Origin of the sequence: Methylocella sp. (genome assembly GCA_037200525.1) — a bacterium.
Taxonomy (GTDB): Bacteria; Pseudomonadota; Alphaproteobacteria; order Rhizobiales; family Beijerinckiaceae; genus Methylocapsa.
In genome coordinates this window covers 189,439-210,619 of sequence record JBBCGG010000001.1, presented here as the reverse complement: position 1 = coordinate 210,619, position 21,181 = coordinate 189,439, and the positions used below count along the sequence as shown (strand labels likewise).

General features: G+C 61.9%; 18 protein-coding genes, 1 tRNA gene and 1 pseudogene. 11 read left to right on the top strand and 9 right to left on the bottom strand.

The features are described 5' to 3' along the window. Positions 1 to 17 precede the first annotated feature (17 nt). A complete protein-coding gene (locus tag WDN46_01025) occupies positions 18 to 758 on the bottom strand; it encodes an SDR family oxidoreductase (GenBank protein MEJ0092056.1) in 741 nt (246 codons plus the stop codon). 138 nt (positions 759 to 896) lie between these two features. Between WDN46_01025 and WDN46_01020 the strand changes: the two genes are divergently transcribed. The 9 genes and pseudogenes from WDN46_01020 to WDN46_00980 all read left to right on the top strand — a co-directional run bounded on the left by WDN46_01020 (position 897) and on the right by WDN46_00980 (position 8,758). Beyond that, positions 897 to 1,814 (top strand): LysR family transcriptional regulator, encoded by a 918-nt coding sequence (locus WDN46_01020; protein MEJ0092055.1) that lies wholly within the window; start codon positions 897 to 899, stop codon positions 1,812 to 1,814. Positions 1,815 to 1,958: 144 nt separating this feature from the next. After that, entirely contained in the window at positions 1,959 to 2,297 is a 339-nt protein-coding gene (locus tag WDN46_01015; protein MEJ0092054.1) for a hypothetical protein, read from the top strand. Continuing rightward, the gene (locus WDN46_01010) at positions 2,291 to 3,463 is read left to right on the top strand and encodes a DUF1214 domain-containing protein (GenBank protein MEJ0092053.1); all 1,173 of its coding nucleotides are present in this window, start codon (positions 2,291 to 2,293) and stop codon (positions 3,461 to 3,463) included. The genes WDN46_01015 and WDN46_01010 overlap by 7 nt, the downstream gene beginning before the upstream one ends. Before the next feature lie 206 nt (positions 3,464 to 3,669). Beyond that, positions 3,670 to 3,876 (top strand): hypothetical protein, encoded by a 207-nt coding sequence (locus WDN46_01005; GenBank protein ID MEJ0092052.1) that lies wholly within the window; start codon positions 3,670 to 3,672, stop codon positions 3,874 to 3,876. 263 nt (positions 3,877 to 4,139) lie between these two features. Then, positions 4,140 to 5,549: an L-seryl-tRNA(Sec) selenium transferase gene (gene selA / locus WDN46_01000; protein MEJ0092051.1), complete on the top strand. Its 1,410-nt coding sequence runs from the start codon at positions 4,140 to 4,142 to the stop codon at positions 5,547 to 5,549. Continuing rightward, the gene (locus WDN46_00995; protein MEJ0092050.1) at positions 5,536 to 6,312 is read left to right on the top strand and encodes a tetratricopeptide repeat protein; all 777 of its coding nucleotides are present in this window, start codon (positions 5,536 to 5,538) and stop codon (positions 6,310 to 6,312) included. Before selA ends, WDN46_00995 begins: the two co-directional genes overlap by 14 nt. Next, a pseudogene (gene selB / locus WDN46_00990) lies at positions 6,309 to 8,141 on the top strand (selenocysteine-specific translation elongation factor). The gene WDN46_00995 and the pseudogene selB overlap by 4 nt, the downstream one beginning before the upstream one ends. 117 nt (positions 8,142 to 8,258) lie before the next feature. Continuing rightward, positions 8,259 to 8,354, top strand: a tRNA-Sec gene (locus tag WDN46_00985). Positions 8,355 to 8,377: 23 nt separating this feature from the next. Continuing rightward, entirely contained in the window at positions 8,378 to 8,758 is a 381-nt protein-coding gene (locus WDN46_00980; protein MEJ0092049.1) for a hypothetical protein, read from the top strand. A gap of 6 nt (positions 8,759 to 8,764) precedes the next feature. Here WDN46_00980 and selD read toward each other — a convergent pair whose 3' ends face one another. Continuing rightward, the gene (gene selD, locus WDN46_00975) at positions 8,765 to 9,811 is read right to left on the bottom strand and encodes a selenide, water dikinase SelD (protein ID MEJ0092048.1); all 1,047 of its coding nucleotides are present in this window, start codon (positions 9,809 to 9,811) and stop codon (positions 8,765 to 8,767) included. 290 nt (positions 9,812 to 10,101) lie between these two features. Here selD and WDN46_00970 point away from each other — a divergent pair, with 290 nt between their 5' ends. Beyond that, a complete protein-coding gene (locus WDN46_00970) occupies positions 10,102 to 11,154 on the top strand; it encodes a permease (GenBank protein MEJ0092047.1) in 1,053 nt (350 codons plus the stop codon). A gap of 24 nt (positions 11,155 to 11,178) precedes the next feature. Here WDN46_00970 and fdhE read toward each other — a convergent pair whose 3' ends face one another. The 4 genes from fdhE to fdnG are packed head-to-tail and all read right to left on the bottom strand — an operon-like array spanning position 11,179 to position 16,810. Beyond that, on the bottom strand, positions 11,179 to 12,108 hold the full coding sequence (fdhE, locus tag WDN46_00965) for a formate dehydrogenase accessory protein FdhE (protein ID MEJ0092046.1): 930 nt from the start codon (positions 12,106 to 12,108) through the stop codon (positions 11,179 to 11,181). A gap of 22 nt (positions 12,109 to 12,130) precedes the next feature. Further along, complete coding sequence (locus WDN46_00960; GenBank protein ID MEJ0092045.1) at positions 12,131 to 12,784, bottom strand: formate dehydrogenase subunit gamma; 654 nt, start codon at positions 12,782 to 12,784, stop codon at positions 12,131 to 12,133. Further along, positions 12,781 to 13,728: a formate dehydrogenase subunit beta gene (fdxH, locus tag WDN46_00955; protein MEJ0092044.1), complete on the bottom strand. Its 948-nt coding sequence runs from the start codon at positions 13,726 to 13,728 to the stop codon at positions 12,781 to 12,783. The genes WDN46_00960 and fdxH overlap by 4 nt, the downstream gene beginning before the upstream one ends. Positions 13,729 to 13,738: 10 nt before the next feature. Further along, positions 13,739 to 16,810: a formate dehydrogenase-N subunit alpha gene (gene fdnG / locus WDN46_00950; GenBank protein MEJ0092043.1), complete on the bottom strand. Its 3,072-nt coding sequence runs from the start codon at positions 16,808 to 16,810 to the stop codon at positions 13,739 to 13,741. Between the two features lie 338 nt (positions 16,811 to 17,148). On the opposite strand from fdnG, the gene fdhD reads away from it, so the two are divergent. Then, entirely contained in the window at positions 17,149 to 18,015 is an 867-nt protein-coding gene (fdhD, locus tag WDN46_00945) for a formate dehydrogenase accessory sulfurtransferase FdhD (GenBank protein ID MEJ0092042.1), read from the top strand. A 39-nt stretch (positions 18,016 to 18,054) separates the two neighbouring features. On the opposite strand, the gene WDN46_00940 is transcribed toward fdhD, so the two are convergent. From WDN46_00940 to WDN46_00930, 3 genes are all read right to left on the bottom strand, one after another. After that, complete coding sequence (locus WDN46_00940) at positions 18,055 to 18,819, bottom strand: hypothetical protein (GenBank protein MEJ0092041.1); 765 nt, start codon at positions 18,817 to 18,819, stop codon at positions 18,055 to 18,057. Further along, positions 18,810 to 19,697: a hypothetical protein gene (locus WDN46_00935; protein ID MEJ0092040.1), complete on the bottom strand. Its 888-nt coding sequence runs from the start codon at positions 19,695 to 19,697 to the stop codon at positions 18,810 to 18,812. Before WDN46_00935 ends, WDN46_00940 begins: the two co-directional genes overlap by 10 nt. Before the next feature lie 122 nt (positions 19,698 to 19,819). Continuing rightward, a complete protein-coding gene (locus tag WDN46_00930; GenBank protein ID MEJ0092039.1) occupies positions 19,820 to 20,674 on the bottom strand; it encodes a hypothetical protein in 855 nt (284 codons plus the stop codon). Positions 20,675 to 21,181: the final 507 nt, after the last annotated feature.

The window sequence follows — 21,181 nt, the reverse complement described above, 5'->3', positions numbered from 1 at the left end:
GCCTCAATAGTCTGCCGTTAAGCATTGGTGCCGCCGTCAACGGTCAAGTTCGCGCCAGTTATGTAGGCCGCTTCCGGACCGGCGACGAAAGCCGCCAATGCGGCGACTTCTTCAACGTGACCATAACGCTTGAGCGCCGTGACGGCTATTTGAGGCGTTGCCCAATCGGCCGTGGCGGGGTTCAAATCCGTGTCGATTGGACCCGGTTGAATGTTGTTGACCGTGATGCCTCGGCTTCCGACCTCTCTTGACAGCCCCTGCGTGAACATCTTTATGGCTCCCTTCGTGGCCGCGTAAGGAACCAAGCCGGGCGTCATCATGCGCTCGCCGACGCATGAGCCGATCATGATAATGCGGCCGCCATCCTGCATGTGCTTCAAGGCTGCCTGCGTCGCAATCAACGCGCCGCGGAAGTTGACGTCGATAAGTCGATCCAGTTCCTCCAGCGTCGTCTCCTCGAATGGCTTCGCAACGGCCGTGCCTGCGTTGTTTACAAACACGTCAAGTCGACCGTAGGTCGCGACGGTCTTTTCGATCGCAGCGGCGATGGCCTTGGCGTCGGCGGCGTCCGCCTGAATCGCGATGGCCTTGCCGCCGGCGCGTTCAATCTCCTTCACTACTGAGGCGGCGGCGTCCGCGCCTTTCGTGTAAGTAATCGCCACGCTCGCGCCGTCGGCCGCCAAGCGCTTCGCGATCGCGGCGCCAATTCCTCGCGAGCCGCCGGTAACGAAGGCTGTTTTATTGGTCAAGTTTGCCATGATGGATTTCCTGTTAATCCCCGGGCCCTGGGTCCCCGCCCCCGCGCGGAACTTGCCAGGAAAAGTCTAAGCTCCGCTGGCCCTTATTGATAAGACTTTATAAGGTGAGAGCTATGCCTACGAGATATAGGGGCCGTCATGGAGCTCAGACATCTTCGTTATTTCATCGCCGTCGCTGAAGCGGGAAGTCTCAAGCTCGCGGCTGAGAAAAGGCTGCACACTTCGCAACCGTCGCTCAGCCGACAAATCCGCGATCTCGAATGTGAAGTCGGCGCGCAGCTTTTGCAGCGCAACGCTCGGGGAAGCGAACTCACGGCGGCCGGCCGGACATTTCTCGACCACGCGCGGCTGTCGCTAGCTCAGGCGGAAGCTGCGATCGAATCCGCTCGGCGCATAGCGCAACCCGCAAAACCAGTCTTCGCCGTAGGCTTTGTCACCGGACACGAAGTGGACTGCATGCCCCCCACGACGAATATTCTCCGGGACGATTTGCCAAACCTCGAAGTCAGGGTTTTCAGCGGGTTTTCAGTCGACCTAGCCGACGATCTCCACCGCGGGAAACTCGATATCGCCTTCGTGCGGCGCGAGCCAAACCCGGATCTCGAATACAGATTAATTGTCAGAGAACCGCTCGTAGCGATCCTGCCATGCGATCATCGGCTCGCGGCGCGCAAGTCTATCGATCCGCGAGAGCTGATCAGCGAGACCTTTATCGGGATTTCATCGGTGCCGCGGATATTGCGCAGCGTCATTGGCGAATATCTTGATCGATCGGGCGTCCGCATCACGCCACATCTCGAGGTCGATAATTTCGCCATGGCAATCTCCCTGGTGGAGTCGACGCGAGGCGTCGCGCTTTTGCCGGCGTCCATCTATAACTACCTGCCCCCTTCGATTGTCAGCCGCTCTCTCAAGGGGGAGCAGCCGATGATTGATTTGGTGCTCGGGTTCCATAAGGCGAACAAGTCGCCCGTTCTCGAGAAATTTCTATCAAGACTTGTCGACCTCTCCGTTCAAGTACAGAGTAAGGCAAGGCGGCCCGCTGAATTCGCATGACGCCTTGAAGGACAGGCTATTGAACTAAACATCTGGCCCTACTGCCGATACGCACTTAGCGGCGCCTCTTTCAGGGTTTTCGCCAATTGACGCAGATGATCCTGACGAGCATTCTGCTCACTGCTCCAGCCAGGCGCACGGGCCATGAGACTGAACAAGAGCAACCATTCGAAATGGCTGGGCGCTGCAGCAGGGCTGGCAGCCGCTTGTATATGGACAGGGTTGGTTGCGATCGCGCCCGACAGGGTCCTTGCGCAGTCGGTCCAAGCGCCGCCATTGCAAGCGCAATCCCATGTCGAAGGAACCCCTCCCGGCACGGTGATGACAAAGGAATATGTCGAACTGGTGGGGCGCCTCGCCTATCTTTGGGGATGGCCGCTAGTGAATAACCTCAATCGATCGCTTGCCGTGGCCGAGCTTCCCGAGCCTGGCCGTATGGCAATGTCGTTCCAGCATCGCCGGCCGGGCAGATTTCGATGCTGACCGATTATATTGATGCGGCCGAGCGCTTCGTCACCTGCCCGAACCAGGACACGGTCTATGGCGCCGGCTGTCAGCGGCTCGACAAGACTCCCGTTGTGGTGCAGGTGCCGGACTTCGGCGAGCGTTTTTACACTTACCAGATCGCCAATGCCCGCACCGACTCGTTCGGGAAGATCGGCAAGCAGTATGGGACCAAGCCCGGCTTCTACATGGTGGTCGGGCCGCAGTGGCGGGGCGAGGCGCCCGCGGGAATAACAAGCGTCATGCGCTCGGAGACGAACCTCGTCGCCATCTTCCCGCGCATCTTCATGGACGATACGCCCGAAGACAGGAAAGCCATCCGGCCTCTCATCGATCAGGTGATGGTCTATCCCGTCGCGGAATTCGATGGAACGATGAAGACGAAGGATTGGTCGGAGACGCCGGCCTTTCCCGCTCCCGCCGGGGACGCTGGCGAGACGAAGTGGGTGATGGCTGAGAAGTTCTTTGACGAGCTGCCTGTCGTGATGAAGGACGTTCCCCCATTGCCGGGGGAGGAAGCCCTGTACGACATGATCCGTTCGGTCCTCGCCGGCACGGCGGCTAATCCCGACATCAAGGCGACCCTGCAACAGACGGCAATCGCGGCCGAGCAAGAGCTGATCAAACCGCTTTTCGATTTCCACAACAATGGCCGTCCTGTCGGCAACGGGTGGACATCGCCGCCGAACGGCGCGCGCTGGGGCGTCGATTACCTGTCGCGGGCCGCGACCGCTCGCTCGAACATGTACGACAACGCGCCGGAGGAGACGCGATATATTTACACGGACTTCGATGCGGACGGGAAGCGTCTCAATGGGACGAACAGCTATGCCGTGAGGTTCGCCAAGGGCGCGATCCCACCCGTCAATGGGTTCTGGTCGATGACGCTCTACAATAAGGAGCACCTCTTCGAGCCAAACAAGCTGAACCGCTTTTCGCTTGGCACGAAGAGCAAGGGCATGAAGTACGACGCAGACGGCTCTCTTACGCTCTATTTCCAGAACGCGTCGCCGGGCGGGGACAAGGAGTCGAACTGGGTTCCAGCTCCCGCCGACGATTTCTCGCTTTATATCCGCGCCTATTGGCCAAAGCCCGAGATTTTGGACGGGACCTGGAAGCCGCCCGCCGTCGTCCGAGGCGACTAACGCTGAAGGTTTAGCGGTTGCCGCCGCGTGGCGCGCAATTGCTGATCGAAGTTAAGCGCTAGGCATCGTTCAGGACCGGCCGTTTGCTCCGACGGCGCGCGAGAAAGCTCTGCTTGACAAGGCCGCGTCATGCGGTCGGCGCCTCCTCCCGCGCTCGTCCGAAGAACGCCCAGCGATCGCGCTCCGTAACGTCGCTAGTCGAGCGGATGCGGAGAAGATTCTTGCGCGCCACGAGCCTCGTTCAGGCTGAACTTGTCACCCGGTCGGCAGCCGACGATAGGCGGCGCGTCGTCATCGATCTGACGCCCAAGGCGGAGGTTATTCTGCGGGATCTCTCGGCCGCTCATATTGAGGAGCTCAAACGCAGCAAGGCATTGCTGGCGCAGCTATTGGAACGTCTCGATGCTTCCTGAGCGGAGGTCGGCCCCCGGGCGCAGTCAAGCCGGCCCGTCGTAGTCCCTTCCGAGAAGCTTGTCTTCTTGGGCGACGCTCCGCCGGGCCGTAGGGTCTTGCCTCGAACCGCGCGGCTTCGCTTTGCAAAGAAAGCAAGCAGAGCTTAGTAAAGTGCTTGAACATACTCTTTTGGGCGGTCCAGCGCAGAACAATGCTGGATAATCTTCATCGCTCGGCGTGGCGCGGGGCCGGTCCGCGTTGTTTGGCGATGATTGAGGCCTCTATGGAAAATTTTAAATCCGCACGTTTGCGCGACCTGCCGTCCGTTGACGCGGTGCTGAACACTGCTGCGGCTTTGGCGTTGCTGGAGCGTTTCGGTCGCGCTGCCGCCGCCAACGCCATTCGCGCGACGCTTGATGACGCGCGCGCGTCATTGCGGACAGGAGCGCCCTCCGTCCCCAATGCGGAGGAGCTGGCGTTGAGCGCGCTGGTCAGGCTCAACCGGGAAGATCGTTCTTCTTTGCGTCCGCTGTTCAATCTTACCGGCACGGTGCTGCACACCAATCTTGGCCGCGCGGTGCTTGCCGAGGCGGCGATCGAGGCGGCGGTGGCCGCTATGCGCGACCCGGTGGCGCTGGAGTTCGATTTGTCGATTGGCAAGCGCGGCGATCGCGACGACCATATCCGGGACCTACTGTGCGCCCTGACCGGCGCGGAAGACGCCACCTTGGTGAACAATAATGCGGCGGCGGTGCTCCTCTGCCTCAACACGCTGGCGAGCGGCCGCGAGGCCGTCGTCTCACGCGGCGAGTTGATCGAGATCGGCGGCGCGTTCCGCATGCCGGACATCATGACGCGGGCGGGGGCGCGGCTGATCGAAGTCGGCACGACCAACCGCACCCATTCCAAAGATTACCGCTCGGCGCTCGGCCCGCAAACCGGGGTCATCCTCAAAGTTCACACCTCGAATTACCGCATCCAGGGTTTCACCGCCGAGGTCAGCGCCGCGGAGCTGGCCGCAATCGCCGCCGAAGCGAATGCGCCGCTGATGAACGATTTGGGGTCCGGCACGCTGGTGGATCTTTCGCGCTACGGCCTGCAGAAGGAGCCGACCGTGCGCGAGGCTGTCGCCGAGGGGGCCGGGGTGGTGACGTTTTCAGGCGACAAGCTGCTCGGGGGGCCGCAAGCGGGCTTCATCGTCGGCAAGCGCGATCTCATTGCAGCCATCAACCGCAACCCCATGAAGCGCGCCTTGCGCGTCGATAAAATCAGACTGGCCGCGATAGAAGCCACGCTGAAGCTCTACCGCGACCCCGATCGGCTCGCCGAGCGTTTGCCGACATTGCGTCTGCTGGCCCGGCCCTTGGCGGAGATCGAGACTCAGGCTCGCCGTCTGGCGCCAGCGGTGGCGCATGCGGTCGGCGCCGCGTTCACCGTCGCGCCGTGCGAATGCCGCAGCCAGATCGGGTCCGGCGCGCTGCCGCTCGATACGATCGCCAGCGCTGGCCTCGTCATCCGTTCGAACGCGGGCGGCCGGGCGCTGGAATTGCTGGCGGCCGCCATGCGCGGCTTGTCGCGGCCGGTGATCGGGCGGATCGAGGATGGCGGCCTGATGCTTGATATGCGATGCTTGACCGATGAGGTGGCCTTTACGTCCGTTCTATCGGAGTTGGGCGGCCATGCGCTGGCTTGAGCGGCTGACGGATCGGCGTGCGCCCCGCCGCGATTTATTGGCGGAGGCGAGGGCTGCGTCCGACGCCGGCGACTACGCCGCGGCGCTCGCCATATGGGAGCCTCTCGCCCATGCTGGCGTCGCGCGCGCTCAGAACAATATCGGCGCCTGCTTCTCCGAGGGACTGGGCGTCGCGCGCGATCCTGATCTCGCCCTGCGGTGGCTGTCGCTCGCCGCCGAGGGCGGGGATCCCGTTGGGCAGCGCAATCTCGCGAGCGCCTATTTCAAGGGTGCAGGCGTCGCAATCGATGGCGCGCGCGCCGCCGAACTCTTCCGGGCCGCAGCGGCGCAGGGCGACGGACTGGCGCAGGATATGCTGAGCTGGATGCTGCTCGAAGGCGATTTGATTCCCGCCGATATTGGAGAAGCGCATCGCTGGGCGCTCGCAGCCGCCGACAATGGCGTCGCCGCCGCCATGACCCGGTTGGGGATGCTCTATCACAATGCGATCGGGGTAGAACGCGATCCGGTCATCGCCGTCCAATGGTGGCGGCGCGGGGCCGAGCTGGGCGACGCTGATGCGCAGGCGATGCTTGGCGCCGCGCATCATCTCGGCAGGGGCGCCGCGCTGGACGATGTCGCGGCCCTGAGCTGGCTGCTGCGGGCGCAGGCCGGCGGCAGCACCTTGGCCGCGCCGTTCGTCGGACCGGTCCGCGCCGCGCTGTCGCCGGAAGATCTCGTCGAAGCCGAGAGCCAGGCGCGCCAGAATCGGGCCGCGCCATGATCATTGGGACGGCTGGCCATATCGATCATGGCAAAACCGCCCTGGTCAAAGCGCTGACGGGAGTCGATGGCGATCGGCTGACCGAGGAAAAGGCGCGGGGCATGACCATCGATCTCGGCTTCGCCTATTTGCCGATCGAAGGCGGGCCCGTCCTAGGCTTCATCGACGTTCCGGGCCACGAGCGGTTCGTGCATACGATGCTGGCCGGCGCAAGCGGCATCGATTTCGTCATGCTCGCAGTCGCCGCCGATGACGGGATCAAGCCGCAGACGCTCGAGCATCTGGCGATCATCGATCTGCTCGGCATCAGGCGCGGCCTAGTGGTCCTGACGAAGGCCGATGTCGCGACGCCTGAACGCTTGGCCGAGGTGGCTGGCGAGATCGTGGCCGCTACCGCCGGAACGATCCTCGAGGGCGCCGACATCCTGCCGGTCTCGGCGCTGACGGGTCAGGGCATCGATGCGCTGCGCGCTCGCCTCGCCGAAGCCGCCGGCGATATGGCCGATAGATCGGCCGAGACTCGCTTCCGTCTTGCGATCGATCGGGCCTTCACACTATCCGGCATCGGGGTCGTGGTCACCGGCACGGTTCTATCCGGGTCCGTGCGCGTGGGCGACCGGGTGCTGATCAGCCCCCCCGGCCTGCCGGCGCGGGTTCGTTCGCTGCACGCCCAGAATAGCCCGGCGGAGATTGGGAGGACTGGCGACCGTTGCGCGCTCAATTTGGTGGGCCCAGGCGTTTCCAAGGACGCAGTCCGGCGCGGCGACGTGGCGCTCGACCCGGAATTGCATGCGCCGACCGACCGCATTGATGCTCAGCTGCGCTTATTGCCGGGCCAGATGAAGCCGATTGGTCAATGGTTTCCGGTACGGCTGCATCACGCCGCCGATGAAGTCGGGGCGCGGATCGTCTTGCTGGGCGACGACCCGATCCAGCCGGGCGCCTCGGCCGAAGTCCAACTGGTGCTCGACCGGCCAATAGCCGCCGCGCTGCCGGATCGCTATGTCATCCGGGATGCGTCGGCTCAACGGACAATCGGGGGCGGCCGGTTCATCGATCTGCGTCCCCCGGCGCGGCGACGTCGCACGCCGGAGCGGCAGGCGCAGCGCGCAGCGCTGACCATCGCCGACCCGGTAAATGCATTCGCCGCCCTGTTGGAGGCCTCGCCCTTTGCGTCAGATCTTGCGGTCTTCGCGCGCGACCACGCCCTGCCCGCCGCCGAGACGGAGCGGTTGGCCAAAGAGTTGGAATTGGTTTTGCTGGAGTCAGGCGCGTCCAGAATCGCTGTCTCGCCTGAGCGGTGGCGGATGTTGGCGTCCGGCCTTGTGGAGCAACTGGCCGCCTATCACGCCGAGAACCCGGATCTTCAGGGCATTGGCCGGGAAAAGCTGCGGCTGCTTCTGCAACCACGGCTGCCGGGCCCGGCGTTCATCGTCGCGCTGCAGAAGGCGGCCTTGAATGGCTTAATCGTTCCGGACGGCTCTTTCGTCCGTCTGGCCGCCCATGAAGTGCGTCTCGGGCCCAAGGACGAAGCGGCCTGGAGCATGATCGCGCCGCTGCTTGGCGGCGAGGCGCGATTCCGTCCGCCGCGAGTGCGCGACATCGCGGAGGCGACGGCGCGCCCGGAACGCGATGTTCGGCGCCTGCTCAAGCTGGCGGGGCGGATGGGCTGGACCGATGAAGTGGCGCATGACCATTTCTTCCTTCGGCCGACGGTCCATGAAATGGTGACCATCGCCGCAGACGTGGCGGCGCGCGGGGAGGGCGGAGCCTTCACGGCCGCGCAGTTTCGCGACCGCCTCGCCAATGGCCGCAAAGTCGCCATCCAGATCCTGGATTTTTTCGACCGGCACGGCGTGACCTTGCACCAGGGGGACCTGCGCCGAATCAATAGACACCGGCTGGACTTGTTCGGAACCTTCGTGCATTCGTCCGGCGATGCTGATGGAGGAGAATCGTCCCTGGTGGGGCGTTCGGACTTCAAATCCGAGTGGGGCAGCGAGCCTGTCTCTGGTGGGTTCGACTCCCACTCTCTTCCGCCAACATCTTCTCATAGAGATTCGCGATGACCGCGCCGAGCGCCACTGATTTCGACGACTGGCTCGTCCAAACATTCCGGCGGGTCGGCGCCTTCACCATGCTGATCGTGCTGGTGGAGATTGGCGAGACGTCGGTCGCTCTGCTTCGCTCGTCTTATCTGCATGTGATCGGCGACGAGACAAGATGGCCCGACATGGTGCGGCTGTTCGCCAGCTCCGGCGCGGCCTGGAGCGGCGCGGCGTTTTTCCAGGCGGATCGCGCAGGGCTGATCAGTGACGCCGTAGCCAAGGGGCGCCTCGCGTCTCTCGTGCGGCATCTCGAAAAGGATCGCTCGATCCTCAACGACGGCGAATTCTTTAGCGCTAATGGGCTGCGCTTGAAGATCGAGGAGATCCACGCGCACTGAGCCCCATTAGACAATCTGGATGACCGGATCTCCAGACGTGACGGACCCGATGATCGCCGCGCGGGGATAGCCGGCGGCCTCAATGGCGGCGCGGATCGACGCTGCGCGATCTGCGGCGCAGGCGATCAGGAGGCCGCCCGAGGTTTGCGGATCGGTGAGCAGGATTCGCCGCCACGCCGGCAGCTCGGGAGGCAGAACGACTGCATCGCCATAACTGGCCCAATTGCGCCCGGATGCGCCGGTGACATATCCGGCCTGGGCAAACGCTTCCGCGTGCTTCAGAAACGGAATGCGCTCGTAGCTTATATCCAGGCCGACGCCCGCGCCGCGCGCCATTTCGAGGCCGTGGCCGAGCAGGCCGAAGCCTGTCACATCCGTCATGCCGTGCACGTTCTCATCCTCGGCAAGCGTCGCGCCGATCCGGTTCAGCAGGGTCGTTGAAGCCATCATCTCGGCATAGGCCTCATCCGGCAACGCCCGCTTCTTGAACGCCGCAGAATAGACGCCGACGCCAACGCCTTTTGTCAGGATCAGCGCATCGCCGGGGCGGGCGCCGGAATTCCGCCGGATATTGCCGGGGCTGCACAGGCCAATCACCGCGAGGCCGTAAATCGGCTCGGGAGAGTCGATCGAATGGCCGCCCGCGACGGGTATGCCGGCCTCCGCGCAGATTGAAGCGCCGCCTTGCAGTATCTCGCGCACCATTTCTACCGAGAGCTTGTCCAGCGGCATCCCCAATATCGCCAGCGCCATAATGGGGTTGCCGCCCATGGCGTAGATGTCCGATAAGGCGTTGGCGGCGGCGATCCGGCCGAAATCGCGCGGATCATCCACCATTGGCATGAAGAAATCGGTCGTTGCGATCACGCAATGCTGGTCATCGATTTGCCAGACGGCCGCATCGTCGCTGGTTTCAGCGCCAACCAAAAGCTGCGCAAAAGGAGCTGTCTGCGGCTGATCCGCGAGGAGTTTCTGCAGGACTGAGGGCGCCAGCTTGCACCCGCAGCCGCCTCCATGGGCCAAGTCGGTCAGGCGGATGGGGGATGTGTGCATGAGCAAAGCTCTCCTAAAAGGGAGTTGTCGGACGGCGCTAGCCCCGGTCGGGGTCGTTCTAGCCTATCCGGCAGATACGGCGTCAACGAGATTCGCATTCGGCGTCACGGCCTGACGTGATCCGGAATCAATAGTGGCCGACTGGAATAGACTGAGTGCTCCCGTCGACAACGCCGGCCTCAGCGGCTACGCTGCACTTACGGACGAGGCTCCAACTCGGTTTCACAACCCGTAGGACTCCCTGCAGTCGTTTATCGTGGCCGCATTCGCAGACATCGACTGGAGCATCAATGAATACAGCTCGACAAGTCAATCCGGCGCTGGGATGGATGACTTTCCTATTGATCGCCGTCGTCGGTCTTTTCTACGTGAAATGGTTCCCTTACTACAATCGGGCCTTTGTCGCGGCGGCGAATCATTCAATCGGCCAGTCAATTCTCATGGGCAAAGCGGCAAGCCCGCCGGCTCCTTCCTGGGATGCCGCGATTGGCTATGCGCTGGCCTATGGCAAAGCGATTTGGCAGGCCATGGTTCTCGGCTTGCTGCTCGGTTCGGCCCTACAAGCATTGCTGCCGGTCAATTGGATCGCGAAGGCGCTGGGCGGAACGGGATTTGGCAGCGTAGCAGCGGGCGGCCTGCTGGCGATCCCCGGGATGATGTGCACCTGCTGCGCCGCGCCTGTCGTGGTCGGCCTGCGCGAACGTCAGGCGTCTCCTGGCGGAGCGATCGCGTTCTGGCTCGGCAATACGCTGCTGAACCCGGCGACGCTGGTATTCATGGGCTTTGTCCTCGGCTGGAACTGGGTCGGTTTACGGCTCATGCTCGGCCTTCTGATGGTGTTTGGGCTTGGCTATCTGGTGAACCGGATGGTCACGCCGCAGGAAGCCGAGGCGGCGCAGGCGCAGCTTGCGGAACTGGTTGAGAAAGCGCCGACATCTGGAGCGTTCGCGCGTTGGATGCAGATCCTCTGGCGCATGACGATCCGGCTCGTGCCCGAATATATTGTGCTGATCCTGTTGCTCGGCGTCGCCCGGGCCTGGTTGTTCCCCGAGGTCGGCCCGGAGATCGACAACCATCTCGTGTGGATTGTCGCGTTCGCGTTCGCCGGAGCGCTCTTCGTGATCCCCACCGCAGGCGAGGTGCCGATCGTCCAAGCGATGCTTTTGCTGGGCATGGGCGTTGGACCGGCAGGCGCCTTGCTGATGACGCTGCCGCCGATCAGCCTGCCCTCGCTGGCGATGCTCGCGCGTTCGTTCAGGCCGCGGGTGCTTGCATTCGTCGCGGCGTCGGTCGTTGCGTTCGGCATCGTCGGCAGTTTGATCGCGGTTGCGTTGAGGTTCTGAAACCCGCGCTCGCCTAATCCATCGTCATCCGATGAGCAGTAGGGGGTTCGGCGCGTGGCGCGACCAGCCTGCCTCGGCAACCATAAAGTCGAGGCCGAGCGTTGCGAGGTCATCCGCGAAGGGATCAACCTTCATGTCCCGCGCCTGGTAGAGCATTTTCGCATAGGTATGACATTCGTTGCAGACCTCGGCCTTGACCGCGCCGGAATCGCCCTCGATCCCTTCCAAGGACAGCGAACGCGACTCGCCGCAGGTAATGCAGACGGCCCGCACGTGATTCCACGCCGTAGAGCAAAGCGAACAATAGAGATAGCGCGTTCCCGGCGTCGGGCCCGACGCCGTCACGACGCCGGAGACGGGCGTCGTGCCGCAACAGGGGCATAGTCCGCGCTGGGGGAGGAGCCGTAAGGAAGCTGCGGGCAAATCTGCGGCCAGACGGGTGAAATACACCTGCAACGCGGCCGCCACATAGAGCGCGGCGCCCGCGTCGGCAGAGTCCACCTCGCCATGCAGAAATTCATCGGCCAGAACCTCCAGCGCGTCGGCCTTGCGGTCGCGGAGATTCGTCATGACCGCCAGGGCTTGCTCGGGCGCCGCGTTGCCATCGAAATTATCAAGCAGCATGGCGAGACCTTCGCGCCAGAAAGGATCTCGCCGATGGCCGTCCGCGGCGAGCGGGGGCATGCGCGCCTCCACCGCCTGATCCACGGCAGCCTGCGCCGGGCCGACGAACGGCCCGAGGCTGGCGGCGACGACGTGTTGGGCTCTTGCGAGCTGCGCCATGAAACGCAGCCACTCCGCCATCGGATGCCCGTCGGACAAGGCTTCCAGCCTCGCCGCGCTATGGGCGAACCTTTTAGCAGGGTCAGGCAGGATCAGCGCTTCGGGCGCCTTCACGCCGCCGAGCGGGTCGCCGACCCAGGCGCCCTTCGACGCTACCTCACCTTGCCTCATTAATCGGCCTCACAAGTTTTCGTCATCTGCGCGACGTCGGCCCGCGCGAACCAGTCGCCGCTAAGCGACGCAGCCATTTGCGATGGTGACGCCAAGCCCAGCCGGGCGTGACATAACCTTGCGTCATCGCGCGCATCGAGCCGCGGACCCAGATCGCCGCATAGACATGGGTGATCCAAATGATGATCGCCGCTATGGCCGCCAGGGAATGGATCAGCACCGCGATCCGCTGCGTCTCGATCGAGGTGTATTCGGAGAAATAAACTTCCCAGATAACGAGCCCGGTGAAGAACAGAACCGGGATCAGTAGAGTCATCGACCAGAAGACCATTTTCTGGCCGGCGTTGAAGCGAGCGACTTCCGGAACGCCTTCTTCCTCATTCATCAGGACGCGGCCGATGGCGCGGCTCCATGCGAGATCGTCCCAGCTCCACAAATTATCGCGCCAGAACTGTACGATCAGGCCGGCATAGCTGATCAGCAGTACGATCCCGATCCACGGATGGGCCGCACGCGTCCACTGGCCGCCGCCAAACAACCCCGATAGAAAGTACAGCATCGGATGGAACATCGACAGTCCCGACAATGTCAGCAGGACAAAGCAGGCTGCGGTAATCCAATGGTTGATCCGGGTTATGGTGGTGTTGCGGGTCAGCGTTCCCTTCGGCTGGGTCATAGCGGGGCGCCGGTCATGGAGCGCGCTTCTTTCACGGGCCGTCCGCTCTTGGCGTCGAGCAGATGTTTTGCTTCCGCCTCATCTTCCGGCTGCACTTCGTTCGGCCCGGCGATGACCCAATGCAAGAAGCCGGCGACGGCCGCGAAAGCGACGCCAGCCAGAGCAACCGGCTTAAGCAGGCCCTTCCAGACCGAGACAAAGGCGCTGATCTGCGGATTGTCCGGCAAGTTGGCGTAAAGCGATGGCCGGTCGGCATGGTGCAGAACATACATCACATGCGTGCCGCTTACGCCCGGCGGATCATACAGCCCGGCGTTCGCGAAACCGCGCGATTTCAGGTCCACGATCCGCTCGCCGGCCCAATTTGTCATATCGGTTTTGGCGCCGAACATGATCGCCCCGGTCGGGCATGCCTTGACGCAGGCCGGCTCGAGCCCGACGCCGACACGGTCGGAACACAGAGTGCACTTGTACGATTTATGATCCACCGGGTTAATCCGGGGGATGTTGAACGGGCATCCTTTGACGCAATAGCCGCAGCCGATGCAGTTCTCGCTGATGAAATCCACAATGCCATTGGCATATTGCACGATCGCGCCGGGGGCCGGGCATGCTTTCAGGCAGCCGGGATCCTCGCAGTGCATGCAGCCATCCTTGCGGATCAGCCACTCCAGATTGCCTTCATCGTTCTCCCACTCGGTGAACCGCATCAAGGTCCATGTGCTCGGATTCAAATCCATTGGATTATCGTAGGAACCCTCGAAATACCCGATTTCGGCCCGAAGATTGTTCCACTCCATGCACGCGGCCTGGCAGGCCTTGCAGCCTATGCAGCGCGTGACGTCGATCAGCTTGGCGACTTCCTGCTCATGATCGCGAATGGACGGCGGCGTCAGCGTCGACGCCGACCGGCGGATGTAATCCTGTGATTGAAGATCTGCCATCGACTGCTCCTCAGGCCACAGGCGCGCTGGTTTTCTCGATATTGACAAGAAACGCCTTGAACTCCGGCGTTTGCGTATTGGCGTCGCCGACGGACGGCGTCAGCGTATTGGCGCCATAACCCTTCCGGGCCTGACCGGTGAAGCCCCAATGGAGCGGCACGCCGATCACATGCGTTGGTTTGCCGTCCACCTGCAGCGGTCGTATGCGCTTGGTCACATAGGCTTTGCAGACGACCACTCCGCGCTTTGAAGCCAAGCGGACCCAACCGCCTTGCTCGATGCCTTTTTCCTTTGCCAGGACTTCGCCGATCTCGATGAACTCCTCCGGCTGCAGGATCGCATTGATCAGCGCGTGCTTGGTCCAAAAGTGGAAATGCTCGGTCAGGCGGTAGGTGGTCGCCACGTAGGGGAAGTCTGCTGCGGTCCCGAACGCCGCCCTGTCGTTGGCGAACACCCGCGCCGCCGGATTATTGGCGACTTTAGGATGCAGGATATTGGGTGATGGTGACTCGAACGGCTCATAATGCTCCGGGAACGGGCCTTCCGCCATCTGGTCGCGGGCGAACAGGCGCCCGACGCCTTCGGCGTTCATGATGAATGGACCAACCGCATCCGATGGTTTCGTCGTCGGCCCATAGTCAGGCACGTCGATGCCGACCCACCGGCTACCGTTCCACTCGATGATCGGCTTCTCCGGGTTCCAGGCCTTTCCGGCGACATCCGCGCTCGCGCGATTATAAAGAATCCGCCGATTGGCAGGCCACGCCCATGCCCAGTTAGGCGCGATGCCTTGCTCGCGCGGGTCCGTGGCGTCGCGGCGGGCCATCTGGTTGCCCTTCTCGGTATAGGAGCCCGAAAAGATCCAGCAGCCGGACGCGGTCGCGCCGTCATCGCGCAATTGTGCGAAGCCGTCCAGCAACTGGCCGGCATGTGTGGTCACCGCGCCGGTCGCGTCCTTGAGATCTACCAGCGCCCGGCCGTTCATGTCCTTCGCCAGCTCTTCTGGATTAGGGTTTGTCGGGTCGGTGTAGTTCCAGCTTAGGTTCAGTATCGGATCGGGGAAAGCGCCGCCTTCCTTACGGTACATCTCGCGCATCCGGTGGAAGATCCCGCTCATGATCCAGATGTCGGATTGCGCTTCGCCCGGCGCTTCGGCTGCTTTCCAGTGCCATTGCAGCCACCTTGCCGAATTGACTAGCGAGCCGTTTTCCTCGGCGAAGCATGTCGTCGGCAGTTGGAAGACTTCCGTCTGGATAGTGGCTGAATCGGAGGGGTTCTGCGGGCCGAAATTCTCCCAGAACCGCGACGTCTCGGTGTCCAGCGGATCCATGGTGACGAGGAATTTCAGCTTGCTCAGGCCCCTGCGGATTTTGCCCCTGTCTGGGAACGCTTGCAGCGGATTGAACCCCTGGCAGATGTAGCCGTTCATCTCGCCATTCACCATCATCTCGAACGCCTTGATGATGTCGTACAGCGGGATGTCGAGCTTCGGCAGCCAGTCATAGGCCCAGTCATTGTCGGCGCGCGCGGCGTCGCCATAGATCGCCTTTTGGAAGCTGACCATGAACTTGCGATAGTTCTGCCAATAGCTCGTCTGCCCCGGACGCAGCGGCTTGAATTGCCGCGGCTTCATATAATCTTCGAAGGTCGTTTCGCGGTCGACCGGCAGCGTGAGATAGCCGGGGATCTGGTTCGACAGCAGGCCGACATCAGTCAGCCCCTGGATGTTGGAATGGCCGCGCAGGGCATTCATCCCGCCGCCAGCCACGCCGATATTGCCCAGTAGGAGCTGGACCATCGCCATGGTGCGGATGTTCTGGGCGCCGATCGAATGCTGCGTCCAGCCAAGCGCGAACAGGCTCGTCAACGCTTTGTCAGGCGCTGCGGTGGAGGCGAAGAAATCGCAGACCTTCAGGAATTTGTCCTGCGGCGTGCCGCAGATGCGCGACACTATCTCCGGCGTATAGCGATCGACATGCTTCCGCAGCAGATTCATCACGCAGCGCGGATGCGACCAAGTGTCGTCAATCTTGGCGAAGCCTTGCTCGTCGAGTTCATAGTCCCAGGTCGATTTATCGTAGCTGCGGGTATCCTCTTTGTAGCCCGTGAATAGCCCATCCTCGAAGCCGAAGCCTTCCTTCACGATCAGGCTGGCGTTGGTATAGGCCCGCACATACTCGTGTTGAATCGCATCTTTCTCGAGCAGGTAACGGATTACGCCGCTGAGGAACGCAATGTCGGTGCCGGGACGAATCGGGGCGTAATAGTCCGCAACCGACGCCGTGCGGGTAAAGCGCGGGTCGATCACCACCAGCTTGGCGTTATTCTCGATCTTTGCTTCGATCACCCATTTGAAGCCGCACGGATGCGCTTCAGCAGCGTTGCCGCCCATGACCACCACTACATTGGCATTCTTGATATCCTGCCAAGTGTTGGTCATTGCGCCGCGACCGAATGTTGGAGCCAAACTGGCTACCGTCGGTCCGTGTCAAACGCGGGCTTGATTGTCGAAAACCACCATTCCGAGGGAGCGGGCGACCTTCCAGGTGAGATAGGCGGTCTCGCTCGATGACGCTGACGCCGCTAGCATGCCGGTACTGATCCAGCGGTTGACCGTGGCCCCGGCGGCGTTCTTGGCGATGAAGTTCGCGTCGCGATCCTGCTTCATCAGCGTGGCGATGCGGTCCAGCGCGAAATCCCAGGAGACCTGCTTGAACTCGCTGCTGCCGGGGGCCCTATACTTCGGATATTTCAGCCGCGTCGGCGCATGCACGATATCAAGGAGCGCTGATCCTTTCGGACAGAGCGTGCCGCGGTTCACCGGATGGTCAGGGTCACCCTCAATATGGATGATGTTGGACCTCGCGTTCTTCGCGCGATCGCCCATGCTGTATACAAGGATGCCGCAGGCCACGGAGCAATAGGTGCAGGTGTTGCGGGTCTCGGTCGCCGCCGTCAGCTTGAACGGCCGGACCGAAGCCGCGAGAGCAGCGCCGGCCAAGCCAAAGCCAAGCGCGCCAAGGCTCGACGCCGCCAGACCGGCACCGGTGAGCTTGATAAAGCCGCGACGACTCAAATTCATTGCCATGCGCTCCCGTGAACTTCCCTACAAGCGAACAAGCGCCCTGCGACGCGTTCGATTACATTGGATTGAGTATAAACGACGTGGCTAGCGTCACAAGCAGGAAACTGGCTAGACCGCCCCTCGGAATCCAGCGGCCAAGCTGAAGTTAAGATGGTCGAGGGGGGAATTTTGGGAGATGGCGCCGGTCTAAATGCGATCTAATGCCACATTGGGCTTGCGCTATGCGACGCAAGACTGCGTCCAACTGCCGAAAATCTCTGGTAAAGAGGCCATAGCTATCGCGCGGTTTTGCCTATACCTTTTCTATCTCCAGCCTAACGCTGACGAGCAAATTAATGTCCGTTGAAGGAATGCACGGCGCGGTGAGCGTCGTCGAAATTTCACCCTGGAGAACGCTGGAAGCGCGCCGCATCGACGCTTCTGGAGCGTTTTCCGCGGCTGCGTGCGACACCGCTGAGGAGACGCCGATTGCGTTTTCATATGGCGGAATAGCTCATGCAGTCATGATGGCTACGCCAGCGGACTTGCATGATTTTGCGGTCGGTTTCTCGGTTAGCGAGGGCATCGCCTCGGGGGTTGCGGATATTGGGTGCATCGAAATCCGAGCCAGCGGCGACGGATTCGAATTGAATATTACGCTCGCTCCAGACGCCTTCCGCGCTTTCTTGAGCCGCCGCAGAGTCCGCAGCCTGCGGGGCTACACAAGCTGCGGACTCTGCGGCGTCGAGGACATGGCGGACGTAGAGCGGCAAAACGCTGAAGCTGACCGAGTGACTCTCGGAGATGGCGGTTCCGGCAAGATCGAACTTGAGGCGGTCCGAGCGGCGCTCAGCGCGCTTCGCGATTTCCAGCCGCTTAGCCGGCAAACCCACGCGGCCCATGCGGCCGCCTGGGCAACCTCACAAGGCAGCATCGCTCTCGTCCGCGAAGATGTCGGGCGTCATAGCGCTCTCGACAAATTGATCGGCGCGTGCCTGCGCGCGAATATCGATATGGCCGCTGGATTCTGCGTTGTAACCAGCCGCTGTTCGTTCGAGATGGTGCAGAAGGCGGTAGCCGCGCGGATGCCGGTCCTTGTTGCAGTCTCGGCGCCGACAGCGCTCGCAGTGCGCCGCGCCGAGGCCGCCGGTCTCACATTGATCGCGCGAGCCAATGCAAATGGACAGATTATCTACGCAGGGCCGGACCGCATTCGGCTCTGAATTATGCGAGCATGCTCAACAAAATCGAAAGCCGCGCGGTCAATTGATCGCCAGCCAATCGGCGACAGATCGATAATGCGCTGCAGCGACCGCTTTCGCCGATTGCGCCCAATTCTCCGTGCGGAATCGCCACAGCATGGTCCGTGACGCGACCGGGCCGAAAAACAGGCAAGGCATGAAGAACCCGAACGGTCCAAAGACTCGCTTTATCTCAAAATGCGCAACAAAGATCTCGGCCTGAATCTGGTTGGAGGCCTCAGTAATGCTGGTGAAATAGAAGTCGCCCGTGATGTTGCCGCCGTTGCCGCGCTGGACCATCTCTTTCAAGCGCGCCCGCGGGTCTGCTTCCTGCGTAGGGCCGTCCGGTGCGCAGCGCCCGACCTGTTCCATAGCGTCGGAAAGCTTCGATGTTTTGCAGTCATATTGGAGCTTATAATCGTTGGTGCGCTGAAACATAGGGCACTCATCGAGCCGCTGGGCATAGGCGTTGAGCTCCGGCGCGTCGAGCCGCGCTCGCCAAGGGTCAAAGTGCGCATCTTGACGTGCGAGATCGAGGAGCGTGGTGGCGCCGCTGAGCGGCGTTTCCTCGAAGGCAGGCAGTCCAGCGGCGGCTCCGCGGGACGCGAATAGCTGCATGACCTTTGCGTCCTGTTGCAACAAAGATTCGCGGCGGTCGGAGACCAGAAACGCCGGTTGCGGCAATGGAGACCCGCCGCCCCCCGCCGCAGCGGCCATGACGCGCGAATGCGCGAACTGAGTCGGCGCGCCATGCGCAGTCAGCGCAAGCCATTCCTCTAGCTGCATGTGTATTTCTCCCGCGAAAAGACACGCCCTCGGGTTCTATGCGGCATTGTCTGGCCCGGTCGTATTGTCATTGATCCATTCGGCGACGGACACATAGTGGGCGTCCCAAATGCGATCCGAATAGCGCGGCCAATTTTCTCCAAGGAACGTCGCCGTGACCGCCGACACTTCGCAGTCCGCCTCGACTTCTCGGGAGTCTTGCTCCGCCGCTCGATATTCTGGATGCGGACAGTCTGGATGATGATCGTGTCCGGCTGGTCGCTATCAGCGCGAAGCACGGTCCGCACCAGGATTGGAAAATCCGCGCGCGCCTCGGCGTCGCTCTTTAGTTCTTGGACAAAGTCGACGAGCGCGGACTGCGCCTTCTTCAAACCATCGGAGTCGTCCAGATTGGTGAAATTACCGATGATTTTGCTGACGAGATCGTCGTCTGACGCCTCGTAATGAAGCTGCTGATGATAAGCGGCGTCGATGCGGAACAATGGACATTGTTGCACGCGCGCGATGTAGTTCAAAAGGGCCGCGGCATTATCCGGATTGTTTCCGTCGACGGGCTCAAAACCGGCCGCCAGCCGAGCCATGGTGAGCAGGCTGGCGCACGCGTCCAGCGGCCGATTTTGAAATTCGGCTTTGCCTTCCACGCTTCCCGCCTGCGCCGCCAGGGCGGCGCTTGCGATCTCCTCCTTGTCGGCTCGACTGCCATGAACAGAAGCGATGGAGATCAGGACTGCGTGCGGTCTCGGCGCGACGAGCAAGAGGGGACGCGCATCGCGGTGGAAAGCCCGCAGCGTGGCCGCATGCCGCGGATCGTTCATCGTCGCCCAACTCGCAAGGGCGGCATCCAGCGTGTCGGCGAGCTTGCTTGCTTGCAGGGTCATCGCGCGTTCCTTTCAGATCGACGGCAAGCCTCGCTGCGGCGGCTGCTGCCGCCGCGCAGGCTGTTAGGATCGGCAGTCGCCAAAGGCCGCCGTAGCGGCGGCCTTGGCTCCAGCGGCTTTGCTCAGAGGCAGGTCTTCAGCGCCGTGGCGTTGCTGCTCGGCGTGGTATTGCCGTTCAGCCAGTCATCGACCGCAGTCCATTGCTTGTCCCACACGGCATCGGAGAAATGCGGCCAGTCGGCTGTGCGAAACGAGAGCTTGGCGCGCGAGACCTCGAAGTCTTCCTGCATGCTCTCGTGATGCTTACTCTTGTCGTCGACCAGATGAACATGGCTGGAATAGATATAGATGTCGTAAATGTTGTTTGAGGAATTGATGACGGACTGCACGAACAGGTCGGTCGATTCGTCGGTGTTCGAGTTGCTCGCCGCCGCCTTCACTAGGTTCGTAACGCTCGTCCTGATCTTGTCCTTGTCGCCCGCCTCCACACCCTCGAAGGTGTCGGCGACGGCGCTGATAAGCTCGTCCCAGTTGTCTGAGCTGCGGCTGATCTTCTGGTGATCGCTCATATCCACGTTGAACAGCGGACATGCGAGAACGCGTTCGACGTAATCGGCAAAGGCGGCGACGTTCGCGGGCGTCATTCCCATAGCCGGATTAAAGTTGGCTTTCACGCGCGCGAGATTCATCAAGCTGGTGCAGCCGTCCATCGGACGGTTGCGGAAATCGGCCTTAGCTTCCTCCGGGCTCGACGTCGCCAGAGTTTTCAACTTTTTGCTGGCGGCCACATCGGCCGACGCTCCCGAGCCGGTCACGACTGCCGCCGCGGCGGCCCGCTCATCAGGGGTGGCTAACAAGGCTTTCGGACGGGGCATCCGTCTGCCGGGGCCAGTTTTCGGATCGTGCATCGCGATCCAGGAATTCACTTGTTGCGCGAAATTAGAGGCCGGGATCGCTTTTTTTAGGTTCGTCTGCATCTTGCTTCTCCTTGTCGTTAAACAGAAGCAGTCAACCGCGACGGCATGGCGCAGCAACCGCTAGACCGGAGGCCAGGCGCACTCTGAAAAGACAATAATGAAAAGAGGATAGAAACAATATTTGCCAAATCACTGCGGCGGCAACCGCAGTCTAGGCAATTAGAACGAGTCCACCACCCTCTGGCTCGACGCTGATTAAGCCATATTTATCAAATTCTGTACATATAAATTGCAAATTTCTTCAGTTAATAGTCGTTATTGCTCATTAAACAGCCATGTTTACGCTATTCGGCGTCGCCGAACGGGCGGGGGAGGGCTCGAATTACGTCTCAACCGGATGAGCATTTCGATTTGAAGTAGGCGCCGCTACCGGCGCGCGGCGCTTTGGCGACTTCGACCCGCGCCGCTCCATAATGGGTTCAAGCGGGGGTTCATCCCTTTACGATATCGCCGCGTGGACTATCGGTCGGATCGATATGGCGTCAATCGCCCCGGCTTTACTCTGTT